Genomic DNA, 15,270 nt, shown 5'->3' with positions numbered 1-15,270 from the left:
GATCGCGTTCCACGTGTCTCCGATCCCTTCACCGATCGCGCCCGCGGTGTCGGTGACCTCGTTCCAGCCTGTCTCGCGCGAGGCCAGGGCGACGACCCCTCACTATATGAGTGAACCTGTGCTCGCGACCTTCACGCCTGAAGGCGGCGGCTGGTAGCCCGCACCGGCGGATGCCGCGTTCTGCGGCGGTGCGGTGTCGTTACTGGCCGAACACCGTCGATGTGGCCGCGATCCATCCGAACGTGAGGGCGAGGATCGTCAGGATGACCCAGATGCTCATGGCGATCGCGTTGAGGGCGACCCCCCATGTCGCCTGAGTTCGTGCACGTGGTTCTCCTCGCAGTGACACGATCCCGAGGATGAGTCCGACGGCGGGCGCGAAGAAGGTCCAGCCGGCGAACAGGGAGCAGATCCCCAGAACGAGGCTGGCTGTGCCCTTCGCGGTGGACGATGCGGGGGCGGACGGCGTGGCAGTGACGGGGGCAGAGGCAGTGGTTGACATGACATCCACGCTACGACGGGGGTCTGTCGGCGGGCATCGGACTGGAGTACCCACGTCGTACATCCAGCGGATGATCGTCGCCATCGCCCACGGACCGACCCTGCTAACGTCGAAGAGCAGCCGCTTTCCGGGCAGGTCGAGCATTTCCGCTCCCACCGGGACAGAACTGTTCCTCGCTCGGATGCGGCCGCGCCCGATACATGACTGAAGAGTATGAGGACGATACGTGACGAGTAGAGAACGAGTAGCGATCATCGGCGCCGGCCCCTCGGGGATGGCGCAGCTGCGGGCCTTCGAGTCCGCCGCCCGTGCGGGGGCGGAGATCCCCGACCTGGTCTGCTTCGAGAAGCAGGCTGACTGGGGTGGACAGTGGAACTTCACCTGGCGCACCGGATTGGATGAGTTCGGCGAACCGGTGCACTCCAGCATGTACCGCAACCTGTGGTCGAACGGCCCGAAGGAGGCGCTGGAGTTCGCGGACTACAGCTTCGACGAGCACTTCGGCCGCCCCATCTCCTCCTACCCGCCGCGTCCGGTGCTGTGGGACTACATCGCGGGTCGCCTGGAGAAGAGCGACGTGCGCGATCTGATCCGCTTCCAGACCGTGGTGCGCTGGATCGAGTTCGACGGTGAGCGCGAGGTCTTCACGCTCACCAGTGAGGATCTGCCCACCGGCGAGTCGACCACCGAGGAGTTCGATCGGGTCATCATCGCCAGCGGTCACTTCTCCTTCCCGAACGTGCCCGACTTCCCCGGCATCGAGACCTTCCCCGGCTACATCAGCCACGCCCACGACTTCCGGGGCGCGGAGGCGTTCGAGGACAAGGACGTGCTCGTGATCGGTGCGAGCTACTCCGCGGAGGACATCGGGAGCCAGGCGTTCAAGATGGGTGCCCGTTCGGTCACGGCGAGCTTCCGGTCGGCGCCCATGGGCTACGACTGGCCCGAGGGCATCGAGGAGCGCCCGATGGTCGAGCGTTTCGAGGGCAGCACCGCGTTCTTCGCCGACGGCACCTCGAAGCACGTCGATGCCGTGATCCTGTGCACCGGATATCTGCACAAGTACCCGTTCCTGCCCGACGACCTCGCACTCTCCTCGCCGAACAACGTCTACCCCGACGGCCTGTACCGGGGCGTGGTGTGGCAGGGCAACCCGCGTCTGACGTATCTCGGCGCGCAGGACCAGTGGTTCACGTTCAACATGTTCGATGTGCAGGCCTGGTATGTGCGCGACCTGATCCTCGGCCGCCTCGCGCTGCCCGACGAGCAGGAGCGCACCGCATCCATCGCCGAGTGGCGCGCGCGCTTCGCGCAGATCGATTCGGCCGCGGCGGAGATCCGCTTCCAGGCCGACTACATCCGCGACCTGCTGCAGCTCACCGACTACCCGGAGTTCGACATCGACCGGGTCGTCGAGATCTTCCTCGCGTGGAAGCACGACAAGAAGGAAGACATCATGGGCTACCGCGACCGCATCTACGAGTCGGTCATGACCGGCACCATCGCGGTCGTGCACCACACGCCGTGGCTCGAGGAGCTCGACGACTCCCTCGAGCGGTACCTCGACGTGGATCCGGATGCCACCGAGGCGGCGCGGATCATCGCGGGCCAGCCGCATGACGATGACCGCGAGGCACTCGCCACCGCCTGACCATCGCCCGGTTCGATGACGCCCCTCCACCCGTTCCCGGGTGCGAGGGGCGTCGTCGTTCGAGACGGGTCAGGCGACGACCGGGGGCGTGGTGCCGCGGCGCCTGCCGACCCAGACGACGCCGGCAGCCACGGCGATGATCGCGATCGCGATGCCGACGATGTATCCGGAGACACCGAGGTAGCCGCCGGGCACGGTGTGCGGATTCAGGAACGGATACGGGTACCAGTAGGGCTGACCGGTCGCCGGAGCGACGATGAAGTTCGCACGGATCAGCGTGTAGACGGCCCACGCCAGCGGGAAGATCGCCGTGACGGCGATCGTGCTCCAGCCCAGCGCCCGTCGGCGCGGCGCGAACAGCACATCGGCCAGCAGGAACAGCGGGATGACGACATGCAGCACCTCGTTCGACCAGGGCACGGTCACCCCCTGGGGGAGTTCGACGTTCCGCAGCAGCGTGTTGTAGACGATGCCCGTGACGATCATGTACGTGCTGACGCACACCAGGAGCACCGCGAGCCAGCGGGGTTCGGCATCGGGCGTCGCGCGGTTGCGGAGGGCCCAGATCGCGGCGATGAGCAGGACGATCGCGGCGAGGATGTTCGACTCGATCGTGAAGAAGCTGAGGAAGTTCGCCGCCACCGTCGGCAGATGGCCGCCCCACTCGGTCGTCGCATCGAGGGCGTTCTGCACTGAGCGGATCAGCTGCGCGACGACGGCCGCGAGCGCGAGTACGGCTGCGGCGATGCGCAGATAGGGCCACCAGGTCGTCATTTCGCCTCCGGTCGCCACTGTAGTGGCAGGTTTCCATAGACCGCGGGACCGATATATCGATATCGTCGGACCGTTCACGCAGCACGCGCATGGCGGAGGGGCAGATGAGCGACAGCGGACATGGCACGGTCGACGCGAGCGGAGCGAAGAAGGGGCGGTTCCGACGCGCCGGACTCAGCATCCAGTCCAAGCTCCTCATCATGCTGCTCGGGGTGAGCCTTGTCTCCTCGGTGATCGTCGGAGCGATCGGGTTCGTGAACGGACGGCAGTCGCTGCACGACTCGGCCGTCGACCAGCTGATCACCATCCGGTCGATGCGGGCGGCGGAGATCACGACGGCGATCGAGAGCGTGCGGCGCGACGCTTCGCTCAACAGCCGCAACCTCAGCGCCCAGAGCATGTCGGCGGCCGTGAACGCGGGCTTCGCCGACCTTGCGGGCATCGAGCTCGACGAGAGCCAGCGCGCCGAGGTTGAGGCCTACTACAAGGATGTGTTCATCCCCGAGCTCGAGGGTCGCTCGGGCGAGGAGTACGGCGACACGGCGTTCATCCCCGAGTCGGCGGCCGGGCAGTATGTGCAACGGCAGTACGTCCTCGGGAACCAGGACTTCGACACCGACTACGACGCGCAGCTCGCTCTCAACGACAGCGGGGACGGCACCACCTACTCTGCGGCGACCGAGCGCTACGGCGACTACTTCACCAGGCTCGTGCAGGAGGCGGCGTACGAGGACGCGCTGCTCCTCAACACAGACGGCGACGTCACCTTCTCGGCGTACAAAGGGGTCGAGCTCGGCACGAACCTCCTCACCGGGCCCTACCGCGACTCCGCACTGGCGGAAGCCTACGCCGAGGCGATGGCGACGAACTCGGTCAACACGGTCGTGCTGACCGACTTCGATCGCTGGATCCCCTCCCTCAACGTGCCCGCGATGTGGGTCGTCTCACCGGTCGGGAACGACAGCGGCATCACCGGAGCGATGGCGTTCCAGATCTCCATCGACACGATCAACGACGTCATGACGGGCAACGAGGACTGGAAGGCCCAGGGGCTCGGTGACACCGGCGAGGTCTACCTGGTCGGCCGCGACGACCTCATGCGCAGCACCGCACGCCGGCTCGTGGAAGATCCGGACGACTACGTGCAGCGCCTCATCAGCGGAGGCATGGCCCCGACCATCGTCGACCGCATCGCCGCGATCAAGGGCACCGTGTTGCTCCAGCCGGTCGACACCCAGGCCGTGCAGGAGGCGCAGGCGGGTCGGAGCGGCACGGTCGTCGGACGCGATTTCATCGGCGGCGAGAGTGTCACCGCGTATTCACCCCTGGAGATCGAGGGCCTCGACTGGGTCGTGATCGCGCGCATCGACACGGCCGAGGCATTCGAGCCCGTGAACGTCTTCACCCGCAACGTGCTGCTCTCGCTGCTCGGCATCCTGCTCGGAGTCTCGTTGTTGTCGCTGTTGCTCGCGCAGGTGTTCACGCGTCCGATCCACCGTCTCGTCGGCGCCGTGCATCGGGTGGCCGAAGGAGATCTCGATGTGCAGGTGCCGCAGGGGTCGCGCGACGAGTTCGGCGACCTGGGCAGCGCCTTCAATGACATGGCGTCGAGTCTGCGGATCAAGCAGGACCTCATCGAGGAGCAGCAGAAGGAGAACGAGAAGCTGCTGCACACCCTCATGCCCGAGAGCGTCGCGACGAAGTACAAGCAGGGCGACGAGGCGATCACCGAGGCGCACGAGAACGTGTCGGTCGTGTTCGCCGAGCTGGTCGGATTCGACGACCTCGCGCGTGGGCTGAGCGCGGAGGAGGAGATCGGACTCCTGAACACGCTGATGCGCGGCTTCGATGAGGCGGCCGAGAAGGCGGGCGTCGAGAAGGTGCGCACACTGCGCGGCGGCTACCTGGCGTCGTCGGGCCTGATCGTGCCGCGGGTCGACAACATCCGGCGCACGGTGGAGTTCGCGCGGAGTCTGCTCGGCGTGCTGGAGCGCTTCAACGCGCAGAACGGCACCCAGATCTCGCTGCGCGCCGGTGTCGACACCGGCACGGTCACGAGCGGTCTGGTGGCGCGGACGAGCCTGGCCTACGACCTGTGGGGTGACGCGGTGAGTCTCGCCTACCGGGTGCGCTCGGTCACGGGTGAGCCGGGCATCTACGTGAGCCAGACCGTGCGCGACCGCACGCAGGAGATCGTCACCTACGTCGAGGCGGGGACGGTGGAGACCCAGGGCCGGACCGAGACCGTGTGGAAGGTGGTCTGATCATGGGCGACGTGTTCACGGGCGGTTGGGGCTGGTGGATCATCGGCCTCGCGGTCGGTGTGCCCGTGCTGCTGGTCGTGCTCACAGAACTCATCGGCACGCTCACCCGACGCGGCAATCCCGTGGCGAAGCCGCTGCGGATGCTGCGCAACTGGGTCATCCCGGTCGGGGCACTGTTCGCGCTGCTCGTGTTCGCGATCCAGTCGCCCGCCGATCAGGTGTGGACCCGCGTCGTGGCGACCGTGTTCGGGTTCCTCATCATCCTGCTCGTGCTGTCGGCTTTCAACGTCGCGCTGTTCGCCAACGCGAAGCCGGGGTCGTGGCGCGAGCGCATCCCGTCGATCTTCGTCGAGATCGGTCGGCTGGTGCTGGTGGGCGTCGGGCTCGCGCTGCTGTTCTCGTGGGTGTGGGATGCCGACGTCGGCGGACTCTTCACGGCGCTCGGTGTCGGATCGATCGTGATCGGCCTCGCGCTGCAGAACGCGGTGGGAGGGGTGATCTCGGGTCTGCTGCTGCTGTTCGAGCAGCCGTTCAAGATCGGCGATTGGCTCGATGCCGCGGGTGTGAAGGGCCGGGTCGTCGAGGTGAACTGGCGCGCGGTGCACATCGACACGGGCTCGGGCATCCAGATCGTGCCGAACTCATCGCTCTCCGGGGCCTCGTTCACCAACATGAGCGAGCCCGAGGGGCCGTACTACTCCGAGACGGCCGTGAAGTTCTCGACAGACGATCCTCCGCACGAGGTGATCGCCCTCCTCGTCGAAGTGGCCGACTCGCTCCCGATGCGGCTGCAGCGCGAGCGCGCGACCGTCGACTACTCGGGTGCGGGTGCGTACTCGGTGTCGATCCCGGTGGCGGGTCCTGCCGATGCATCCCGGGCCCTCTCGATGTACCTCTCCTGGCTCTGGTATGCGGCCCGGCGTCGGGGGTTCGCCCTCGACGGAGACTCCACCGACCCGCTCGCCGAGCCGCAGCGCCTGGTCGAGGCGATGCACCAGATCGCACCGACTCTGCATCTGCGCGACGACGACATCGAGGGCGTGCTCACCCAGGCCCGGCTGGAGCGTTACGGCGTCGGCGAGATCGTGCTGCCCAGCGGTGTCGTGCCCGACGAGGTGCGCGTGGTGCTGTCGGGCCGGGCGGCGCTCGCCCTCGAGGTGGAAGGCGGACGCGTCGAGTTCGCCGCCGCCGAGAAGGGCGACCTCATCGGGCAGACTGCGCTCACCCGCGAGCGCACGCAGGCCGTGACGGTCGCGGGCGAGATCCTGACCGTCGTGGTGCTGCCGCTCGACACGATCGACGCCCTGATCCGCACACGACCCCGCCTGGCCGCGGAGATCGGGGAGTCGCTCGAACTCAAGCGCACGCTCGCCGCATCTCGGCTCGCGGAGCTGGGGATCGCGCGCGGGGTGATCACCGGGCGCTGACGGGCGTCACAATTGGCGTCAGGCGCGTCGACGCCACCGCAGACGCGTGATGAGCACGCCGAGCAGGCACAGCGCCCCGCCGAGGAACATCAGTGGCGTCGGCACCTCGCCGAGGATCGCCCACGACATCAGGATCGCGATCGCCGGCACGACGTAGGTCGTGGCCGACGTCTGTCCCGCGGTGCTGCGCTGCAGCACGTAGGCCCAGGTCGTGAAGGCGATCGCGGTGGGGAAGATGCCGAGGTAGACGATCCAGAGCGTCGCATCCAGCGGGGCCGTCTGGAGTGAGCCGATGAGGGTGCCGATCCAGGGGAGGAGCGCGATGGTGCCGACGCCCGCTCCGAGCCAGGTCAGGGTGGTCGGGTCGACGCCCGAGGTGAGCAGCCGCTTCTGCACGAGCGTGCACCCGGCGTACATGACCGCGGCGAGGAGGGCGAGGAGCAGACCCGTGATGTCGGGGCCTGCGCTGGTGGACGAGTTCATGCCGATCAGGACGACGCCGAGGAACGCGATGGGCGCCCCGATGACGAGCGGCTTGGGGAACCCCTCGCGAAGGAACAGTCCGCTGAAGACGACGACCATGAGGGGCGCGAGGTTCACGACCATCGCGGCGGTTCCGGCGTCGAGCGTGAGCTCTGCACTGTTGAGGGCGAGGTTGTAGACGCAGAACCAGCCGACGCCCCACACCGCGATCAGCAGCCAGTGGCGGCGTTCCGGGATGCGGATGCCGTGGCGCACGGCGATGATCGTCAGCACGACGGTGCCGACGGCCATCCGCAGCAGTGCCAGTGCACCCGGGTCGTAGTGCGGGCCTGCGCCGCGGATGCCGATGAAGGCGGACGCCCAGAGCACCACCGTCACCAGGGCGGCGATGAGTACGAGCGCGCCCTGCTTCTTCGGTGCATCGGTGCTGTTGGTTGCGCGGGTGCTCGTGCGGATCTCGGGATCGCCGGATGCGGCTTCTGCCATCCTTCGATCCTGGCAGGGGCTTCCGACATCGGGCGAGCCGGGGAAGCGACATGGTCCGCACGTTTTTCGGCCACCGTGCCGGTCGGTGGCCGCTTGGGCTCTACGGTTGGACGAGCAAGCTCTGCCTGAAGGAGAGGTGATGTCCGGTGTCGTACGACCTCGATGTCTTCGGCACACTGTCGCTCAGTGCGCGTCAGCTGGTCGACGTACTCGTGGAGGATCGGGCTCTGCATGCGCAGGTCGACCCGGGATCCGGAGGGATCTCGGCCGTCGTGCGGGCGGACTCGGGAGAGCACTGCTTCATCCTCGACGGTCCGACTCGGCTGGAGCGTGAGGATCTTCCCGAGGGGAGACCGGATCTCACCCGGCTGCGAGTGCAGTACAGCATCTCCGTGACCTACGACGGGCAGGGGGAGACCAATACGGCGCTCGCGCTCGCCTTCGCCGATCGGCTCGCCCAGCGGGTCAAGGGGACGGTGGTCGACTGGCAGACCGAACCGGAACCGGCTGCGCCTGCACTCCCGCCGGAACCCGAGTACTTCCTGCATCTGGAATGGTTCCGGAGCCTGGACGACGACGGCGACGCCTTCGCTGCGCACTACGTCGCATCGGCGGAGGAGTTCTTCCCCCGTGCTCTGCCGAGGACCTTCGGGTGCTGGTCCCCCTTCGCGAAGTTCGCGAAGGAAGGCGCAGCGGGAGTCGACAGGTTGTATCGAGAGGAATGCGCCTCCCAGCGGATGCAGATCAGCGGACGCAAGCCGCTGCTCTACGGATTCCTCGATGAGTGGTCTCGAGATCAGATCGGCGAGCGTCAACGCCTGGGTCTCGTGTTCGACGCCTCCACTTTGCTCAAGCCCCGTCTCGCCGGTGCGGTCGAGGCCTTCTTCGTCGACCTTGCTCGGCGCACGGACAGCTTCTTCGCCTGCGCGGACGTCCGGCGATCGAGGTACAACCCTCCCGTCGCAATGGCGCGATGGGGAGAATGGGCGGGCCTGCCCCGGCAGGCGCCGTGGTTGAGCTGGCTCGCCCCCGACTACGCCGCCCTCGTGCAGTCGCACTTGACGACGGGGGAGCTTCGGGAGTCCGACCGGGGGCTTCTCCACGTCAGCCGCCCTTCGCCCGCGATTCCCGCCTCAGCAACCACCGAGCGGGAACCGTGGATCCCCGAGGACTTCCTTCCCCTTCAGGGTGACGCCGATGATCGCCGAGTGGCGACGGCCACCGCGAGGATCATGCCTGAGCGCCTCCGGTCGACGAGAGGTCTGACGCGCAGTCGCTGACGGCCGCATCCCCCGGTGCTGCGCCCGATGTAATCGTGTCCTTCTGGTGTCCGTCTCATCCGACAGGATGGGGGCAGACGATTCGGAGGGGAGTGGTCGATGTCATATGACCTCGAGGTGTATGGAAAGGTCTCACTGACGGCGAGGGAGCTGGCGAAGGTGGTCTCGTCGGTGCGCGGGCTCAAGGCCAAGGTTGATCGGAGGTCGCAGACGATCTCGTCGATCGTGCACAAGCGCGGCGGCGCGATGGCGTTCGAGCTGGATGGTCCCGATCTGCTGGAGCCGGAGCGCATCCCGGAGGGGTGGCCCGAGGTCGCGGATGCGACGGTGCTGTACAGCATCCACGTGTCGTACGACGTGCAGACGGGCGCAGGATTCTCGTTCAGCGTAGACGAGACGAAGCTGGCTGTGGCGACGGCGTTCGCCGCACGGTTGGCGGAGCGTGTCGACGGCACGGTGATCGACCCACAGACTTACGAGCCGCCGGAGCCCGAGCCGGAGCCAGAGCCGGAACCCCCGCAACCGCGCTTTCTGCACCTGCGCTGGTACCGACTGCTCGACGACGCCAACGACAAGGATCTCGCCGAGATCTACCTCCGTACCGCCCGCGAGTTCTTCAAGCCCGGCGTGCCTCCGCGATTCGGCACCCACGAACCCTTCCAGGGACGGTTCCCCCGCGACGACGACGCGCAGTTCGACGCCAGGTACCGCGAGGACTGCTACATCAGTGATCTCATTCTCGCGGGCAAGCCGATCGAGCACGGGACCATCGACGGGTGGACGAACGACCTGGAGCGCCGAACCCAATCGATCCGACTGAAGTTCGAGCTCGATCGGCTCGAGAAGCTCGAAGCCCTGGATGCCATCGAGCCGTTCTTCGTCGCGCTCGCCGAACGGACCGGCTCCTTCTTCGCGTTCGCCGAGGTCAATACGAGTCGGTACGGAACGGCTCATCCGCTCATGGACGTCAAGCTCAAAGACCCGTGGAGCGGATTGCCGACTGCGCCGCAATGGATGACCTGGTTCGAGCCGGAGTACGCCGAGATGGTCGCTCCGCATCTCGACCCCACCCGCACGAAGGCCAACGGCCAGGGGACTCTGCACCGCTGGACGGAGCACCCGGCCGAGGCGGATGAGCTCCTTCGGCTGAGCGGCGATCCGTGGATCCCCGCCGGCTTCCGAGGGGTGCTCGATCCCGCGGGCGACGGGCGGTGCGCCCAGGCGGCCGCGGTCATGCCGGCGTCTCTGAGGTATCCCGCCCCCGAATCAGCGCAAGCCCTGCGCATCGAGGCGCACTACGCGCGGGTGCGAGAGATCGAGGCCAACGCACGGAACCGAGCCGCCGAGGGGCGTCGATGACGCTCGAAGGGGGAGAGGTCGGCCCGACGTCGACGGCGAGAGGCTTCCTCTGGGGAGGCTGATCAGATGCGGCAGGCTCTGGTTCACGTGTTGCGCACACACGAGCCGCCACAAACATAGCGACCCAGCGTCAACAGCGGGTGGAACGCCCGCCGGGCGCTGAGCTGAGCGCGCGCTCGTGTGGAGTGGGTCGTTGCTACAGGTCACCCTGGTGACTTCCGTCCCCGCACCGGCGAAGAGTGTGCGATCGACCACCCCGCGCCCACCCGGGGGATAGGCTCCTGTGCCATGACGGAGCGCAAGAACCAACGGCAGCAGCAGCCCGAACTCCACGGAGGGGTGCTGAGCGGCGGTGGCAGCCCGACCCTGTGGGGCGCGCTGATCGGGCTCATCGTCTTCGTCTTCGTCGGCGTTCCGATCAGCGCGGCAGTGCGCTTCGCGACCCATCCGATGTCCCAGCAGCTGTTCGGCGGTCGGCTGTCGGAGGCCACCGTAGGCGGTTACACGGCGTTCTGGTGGATCGTCGCGATCATGCTCCTCGCGCTCCCCTTCCTCGTGGGGTGGGGTGTCGCGAAGCTCTCGGCACGGACCCTCACGATCATCGGGGGGATCGCCGTCGCCTTCTTCATCGTCATCCTGATCCTCGGCCAGCTGTACGTGTTCTGACCGGCGCCGAGCGTCCCTGAATCCGACATCGGGCGAGCCGACTGTCCGATCTCACGAAAGTCGTCAGTTGGGGTGGATCGAGATCATCGATCCACCCCAAGCGATCGTTTTCGGCAGGCCATGGGGACACCGAGGGGGCGCAAACCGATGCGCAATGGCGTGCTTAGATCGCGGATGTGAAAGAACTCTTCGTCGTGACTCATCCCGAAGCAACCCATCACGTGGAACACCGCGTCGGAGGATGGTTCGACTCGGAACTGACGGAGCGCGGAGTCGAACAGGCTCAACGAATTGCATCGGCCCTAGCAACGAGCGTGCAGTCGGACGCAGCGCTCTATAGCTCCGACCTTCGCCGGACCGCCCAAACCGCGGCTGCTATCGGGGAGCGCCTAGATCTTCAGCCGATATGGCTGGCCGAGCTGCGCGAGAAGTCTTACGGCGCCGGCGAGGGCAAGCCCGATGCCTGGTTCCGTGAGAGATTCGTGCCGCCACCGCTGGACGGCGAACGAATGGACCATGACGAAGGACTCGAAGGTGCCGAAACGAAACTTCAATGGGCGCGTCGTGTTTACGCAGGCATGGAGATGATCCTGTCTGACTCCCCTCGACAGAAGATCATCGTCACCCACGGAGGAACCGCGACCCTCGTCATCGCTCACTGGATCGGCATGCCGCTCGATGCTCTCACCCACGCGAGCTTCACCGTGGACTCCGGCAGCATCACCCGACTGGTTGAAGACGACTACTTCCACAACCGTACGGTCGCTCGCCTCAACGACACCGTCCACCTCAGCTCCTGAGTCACGTGGGTCCGGCAGAGCACGGTTAGATGAGGGCATGGTGGAGACGATTCGATCGGTGCCGCCGTCCTCACAGACAGCCGGAGCATTCGGTGGCGTAGGAGCCCCGGAGTTGCTGCCCGGCGGGCGGGGTCTGACGTGGCGGTTTGGTGACGTTGTTCTCAGACCGACGGGGGACGTCGTTGAGACGGCCTGGAAATCGGGGGTCTTGTCTAGATTGCAGAAGTCGAGCGAGTTCAGTGTCCCTCGACCTCTCGTGGACCATGAGGGCAACTGGGTTCGAGACGGGTGGCATGCGATGGAGTGGGTGCCCGGCGCGCCAGATGAAACTCGTGTCGATGACATAGTGCAGGCGGGTCTGGCGTTTCAGGCAGCCATTGCCTCGGAGCCTCGTCCGTCGTTCATCGAGGCATCGTCGGACCCGTGGAGTCGAGCTGACCGGATCGCCTGGGGTGAGGCGGCACCACCGACCGATAGCTTCCTCGAGCGCCTCGAGAGCGAGTGCTGGTCGATCGCAGCATCCGAACAGGTGATCCACGGAGACCTGTTAGGCAATGTGATGTTCGCCGAGGGACATCCTCCCTTTGTCATCGACTGGGCCCCGTATTGGCGTCCTCCCGGTCTTGGCGCTGCTATTGCAGTGGTCGACGCCGCCTGTTGGCATGGGTATCCCGTGCAGGATTTGAGCCACGACTTCGGGATCGAGCACTGGCGCCAGCTGCTGCTACGAGCGTTGCTATTCCGGACCGCGACGCTGCACCTACTCGGCTATTGGAGCGAAGATCAGCGACGCCGGCATGCCCCCGTCGCTGAGGCCATCATCGCCCTACACAACTAGTCGCTGATCGCCGTGCCCGACGGCGCGTATCTCGTCGGCACGGCGCCCTCGCTGGGGGATACACCGATGGTCGGGGCTCGCCGAACCCGGAGTGGCCCGTCGACCTGATGGTCACCTTCGACTTCGCCGGGCTCTCGGTGACACCCGAAAAGGGCGCACCGGAACCCTTCGATAGGATGGGACCGCCCGAAGAGGGCCAGCTCATCGGCCGGTGCAAACCCGGCGAAAGCCAGGGGGTTACCCATGCCAGGAATCGTTATCGTCGGCGTGCAGTGGGGCGACGAAGGAAAGGGCAAGGCCACCGATCTTCTCGGTGAGCGCACCGACTGGGTGGTGAAGTTCAACGGCGGCAACAACGCCGGACACACCGTCGTCGTGGGTGACGAGAAGTACGCGCTGCACCTGCTGCCCTCAGGCATCCTGTCTCCCGGTGTGACACCCGTGATCGGCAACGGCGTCGTGGTCGACCTCGAGGTGCTGTTCTTCGAGCTCGAAGCGCTCGCCGCTCGTGGCATCGACGTCTCACGTCTCAAGGTCAGCGCCAACGCGCACATCATCACGCAGTACCACCGCACGCTCGACAAGGTCACCGAACGCTTCCTCGGCAAGCGCATGATCGGCACGACCGGTCGCGGCATCGGTCCGGCATACGCCGACAAGATCAACCGCGTGGGCATCCGCGTGCAGGACCTGTTCGACGAGAACATCCTGCGCCAGAAGGTCGAGGGCGCCCTCGACCAGAAGAACCACCTGCTGGTGAAGATCTTCAACCGCCGCGCGATCACCGCCGACGAGGTCGTCGAAGACCTGCTGTCGTACGCCGAGCGGCTGCGGCCGATGGTCGCCGACACCGGCTACCTGATCGCACAGGCCCTGGACCGCGGCGAGGTCGTCGTGTTCGAGGGTGGACAGGCGACGATGCTCGACATCGACCACGGCACCTACCCGTTCGTGACCTCGTCGTCGGCCACGGCCGGAGGCGCGGCGACGGGTGCGGGAGTGGGACCCGGTGCGCTCGACCGCATCGTCGGCATCGTCAAGGCGTACACGACCCGCGTCGGCTCGGGCCCGTTCCCGACCGAGCTCTTCGACGAGCAGGGCGAGTGGCTGCGCAAGCAGGGCTTCGAGTTCGGCACCACCACCGGCCGTCCGCGCCGAGTCGGCTGGTACGACGCGCCCATCACGCGCTACGCCACGCGCATCAACGGCATCACCGACCTCGTGCTCACCAAGCTCGACATCCTCACCGGTCTCGAGCAGATCCCGGTGTGCGTCGCCTACGACGTCGACGGCGAGCGTTTCGACGAGGTGCCGGTCAACCAGACCGACTTCCACCACGCGAAGCCGATCCTGGAGTACTTCCCGGGCTGGAACGAAGACATCTCGGTTGCGCGCACCTTCGAGGACCTGCCGCAGAACGCGCAGGACTACGTGCTGGCGCTCGAGAAGATGAGCAACACGCGCATCTCGGTGATCGGCGTCGGCCCGGAGCGCGACCAGGTCATCGTCCGCCACGATCTGCTCGACTGATCCGCGCATCGTGACGCGCTTCTGGCTCGGCGGCTACGGCGCCGCGATGGACGGCTCCGCCGACGGCATCGGCCTGCTCGCGGGGGATGAGGGCCGCGAGGCGTCGACCCTCGCCTACCGCGGCGCTGTGGTCGAGACGCCGTCGCCGTCGTGGCTCGCGCAGCATCCGTCCCTCGATGTCGTCTATGCGGCACTCGAGGGCGACTCTGCTGTGCAGGCCTTCTCTCGTTCGGGCGAATCGGCTCTCACGCCTCTGGGCCCGCCCGCCGCGGTCGGTCAGTACGTCTGCCACGTCGCGGTCGCCCCGAACGGTTCGGCCCTGATCGCCAGCTGCTACGGGGACGGCCGCGTGGTGCGGTTCGACCTCGATGCGGAGGGGCGCATCGTGCCCGCGAAACCGGATGCCGCGGCGGCGCTCCGCGCGGCCCTGTTCGGTGAACCCGACCCCGAAATGCCCGCCGACACGCCAGATGGCGGACGTTTCGGCCAGTCGCGTCCGACATCTGGCGTGTCGGCCCCCGGAGTGACGGGAGTGACCCCTCCCGGAGACGGCATCGCGGCCATCGACCCGTACGGGGTCGGCGGTGACCGCGTCTCGCACGCGCACGCAGCGGTCTTCCTTCCCGACGGCCGGGTCGCGACGACCGACCTCGGCTTCGACCTCGTGCGCTTCTGGCGGCAGAGTGGCAGCGGACTCGTGCTCGACCACGAGGTCGTGCTCCCGCTCGGCACCGGCCCGCGGCACATGGTCCTGCACCCCAGCGGACACCTGCACGTGGTCACCGAGTACTCCTGCGAGGTGTTCACGCTCGCGCGCGCGGCGGACGGCACCTGGAGCGTCGTGTCGGTGACGCTGACGAGTCCGATCGCCGAAGTGGGCAGGGACTTCCCCGCCGAGCTCGCCCGTTCGCGCGACGGACACTTCCTCTACACAGCACTTCGCGGAAGCAACACGATCGCGGCGTTACGGGTGCGTGGTGGGGGCGAGGCTCTGGAATCCGTGGCTCTCGCCGACTCGGGTGTCGACTGGCCGCGGCATCATCTCGTCCACGAGGGCAAGATGCTCGTCGCCGGTCAGCGCTCCGACACCATCGCGTTGCTCGACCTCGATGAGCGCACGGGCGCGCCCCTCGGCATCCGTCACGAGGCCCAGGTTCCGACGCCGACGCATTTCCTGCCGGTGCGCTGAGGCTCCCCGGAGAACTTCGCG

13 protein-coding genes are annotated in these 15,270 nt (G+C 67.0%); 10 read left to right on the top strand and 3 right to left on the bottom strand.

The window, feature by feature from the left end:
- Positions 1 to 199: 199 nt before the first annotated feature.
- Positions 200 to 502: a hypothetical protein gene (locus CQ042_RS02725; RefSeq protein ID WP_105668706.1), complete on the bottom strand. Its 303-nt coding sequence runs from the start codon at positions 500 to 502 to the stop codon at positions 200 to 202.
- Positions 503 to 728: 226 nt separating this feature from the next.
- Between CQ042_RS02725 and CQ042_RS02720 the strand changes: the two genes are divergently transcribed.
- Positions 729 to 2,153 carry an NAD(P)-binding domain-containing protein gene (locus CQ042_RS02720; RefSeq protein ID WP_258131978.1) on the top strand — a complete coding sequence of 475 codons (1,425 nt, stop codon included), beginning with the start codon at positions 729 to 731 and terminating at the stop codon, positions 2,151 to 2,153.
- Between the two features lie 69 nt (positions 2,154 to 2,222).
- Here the strand turns inward: CQ042_RS02720 and CQ042_RS02715 are convergent, their stop codons facing one another.
- Entirely contained in the window at positions 2,223 to 2,927 is a 705-nt protein-coding gene (locus CQ042_RS02715) for a Pr6Pr family membrane protein (protein WP_105668704.1), read from the bottom strand.
- Between the two features lie 104 nt (positions 2,928 to 3,031).
- Between CQ042_RS02715 and CQ042_RS02710 the strand changes: the two genes are divergently transcribed.
- On the top strand, positions 3,032 to 5,191 hold the full coding sequence (locus tag CQ042_RS02710) for an adenylate/guanylate cyclase domain-containing protein (protein WP_181157417.1): 2,160 nt from the start codon (positions 3,032 to 3,034) through the stop codon (positions 5,189 to 5,191).
- A 2-nt stretch (positions 5,192 to 5,193) separates the two neighbouring features.
- Positions 5,194 to 6,618: a mechanosensitive ion channel domain-containing protein gene (locus tag CQ042_RS02705; protein WP_105668702.1), complete on the top strand. Its 1,425-nt coding sequence runs from the start codon at positions 5,194 to 5,196 to the stop codon at positions 6,616 to 6,618.
- Positions 6,619 to 6,636: 18 nt separating this feature from the next.
- Here CQ042_RS02705 and CQ042_RS02700 read toward each other — a convergent pair whose 3' ends face one another.
- Positions 6,637 to 7,587, bottom strand: a complete 951-nt coding sequence (locus tag CQ042_RS02700) for a DMT family transporter (RefSeq protein ID WP_105668701.1) — start codon at positions 7,585 to 7,587, stop codon at positions 6,637 to 6,639.
- Between the two features lie 146 nt (positions 7,588 to 7,733).
- Here CQ042_RS02700 and CQ042_RS02695 point away from each other — a divergent pair, with 146 nt between their 5' ends.
- The 7 genes from CQ042_RS02695 (at position 7,734) to CQ042_RS02660 (ending at position 15,249) form a co-directional block, all read left to right on the top strand.
- Positions 7,734 to 8,867: a hypothetical protein gene (locus tag CQ042_RS02695; protein ID WP_105668700.1), complete on the top strand. Its 1,134-nt coding sequence runs from the start codon at positions 7,734 to 7,736 to the stop codon at positions 8,865 to 8,867.
- Positions 8,868 to 8,966: 99 nt separating this feature from the next.
- A complete protein-coding gene (locus tag CQ042_RS02690; RefSeq protein ID WP_105668699.1) occupies positions 8,967 to 10,226 on the top strand; it encodes a hypothetical protein in 1,260 nt (419 codons plus the stop codon).
- A gap of 288 nt (positions 10,227 to 10,514) precedes the next feature.
- Entirely contained in the window at positions 10,515 to 10,892 is a 378-nt protein-coding gene (locus tag CQ042_RS02685; protein ID WP_105668698.1) for a hypothetical protein, read from the top strand.
- 176 nt (positions 10,893 to 11,068) lie between these two features.
- Complete coding sequence (locus CQ042_RS02680) at positions 11,069 to 11,692, top strand: histidine phosphatase family protein (RefSeq protein WP_105668697.1); 624 nt, start codon at positions 11,069 to 11,071, stop codon at positions 11,690 to 11,692.
- Positions 11,693 to 11,990: 298 nt separating this feature from the next.
- Positions 11,991 to 12,530 carry an aminoglycoside phosphotransferase gene (locus CQ042_RS02675; protein WP_105668696.1) on the top strand — a complete coding sequence of 180 codons (540 nt, stop codon included), beginning with the start codon at positions 11,991 to 11,993 and terminating at the stop codon, positions 12,528 to 12,530.
- Between the two features lie 243 nt (positions 12,531 to 12,773).
- Complete coding sequence (locus tag CQ042_RS02665; protein ID WP_105668694.1) at positions 12,774 to 14,060, top strand: adenylosuccinate synthase; 1,287 nt, start codon at positions 12,774 to 12,776, stop codon at positions 14,058 to 14,060.
- 10 nt (positions 14,061 to 14,070) lie between these two features.
- Positions 14,071 to 15,249 carry a beta-propeller fold lactonase family protein gene (locus CQ042_RS02660; protein WP_105668693.1) on the top strand — a complete coding sequence of 393 codons (1,179 nt, stop codon included), beginning with the start codon at positions 14,071 to 14,073 and terminating at the stop codon, positions 15,247 to 15,249.
- Positions 15,250 to 15,270 lie beyond the last annotated feature (21 nt).

Origin of the sequence: Microbacterium sp. MYb62 (assembly GCF_002979475.1) — a bacterium.
Taxonomy (GTDB): Bacteria; Actinomycetota; Actinomycetes; order Actinomycetales; family Microbacteriaceae; genus Microbacterium.
The sequence above is the reverse complement of the archived record's forward strand: the minus strand, read 5'-3'. Positions and strand labels throughout refer to the sequence as shown.

Coding starts and splice junctions, on each gene's coding strand:
- CQ042_RS02725 (WP_105668706.1), bottom strand. CDS start 502: ATGTCAACCACTGCCTCTGCCCCCGTCACTGCCACGCCGTCCGCCCCC.
- CQ042_RS02715 (WP_105668704.1), bottom strand. CDS start 2,927: ATGACGACCTGGTGGCCCTATCTGCGCATCGCCGCAGCCGTACTCGCG.
- CQ042_RS02710 (WP_181157417.1), top strand. CDS start 3,032: ATGAGCGACAGCGGACATGGCACGGTCGACGCGAGCGGAGCGAAGAAG.
- CQ042_RS02705 (WP_105668702.1), top strand. CDS start 5,194: ATGGGCGACGTGTTCACGGGCGGTTGGGGCTGGTGGATCATCGGCCTC.
- CQ042_RS02700 (WP_105668701.1), bottom strand. CDS start 7,587: ATGGCAGAAGCCGCATCCGGCGATCCCGAGATCCGCACGAGCACCCGC.
- CQ042_RS02690 (WP_105668699.1), top strand. CDS start 8,967: ATGTCATATGACCTCGAGGTGTATGGAAAGGTCTCACTGACGGCGAGG.
- CQ042_RS02685 (WP_105668698.1), top strand. CDS start 10,515: ATGACGGAGCGCAAGAACCAACGGCAGCAGCAGCCCGAACTCCACGGA.
- CQ042_RS02675 (WP_105668696.1), top strand. CDS start 11,991: ATGGAGTGGGTGCCCGGCGCGCCAGATGAAACTCGTGTCGATGACATA.
- CQ042_RS02665 (WP_105668694.1), top strand. CDS start 12,774: ATGCCAGGAATCGTTATCGTCGGCGTGCAGTGGGGCGACGAAGGAAAG.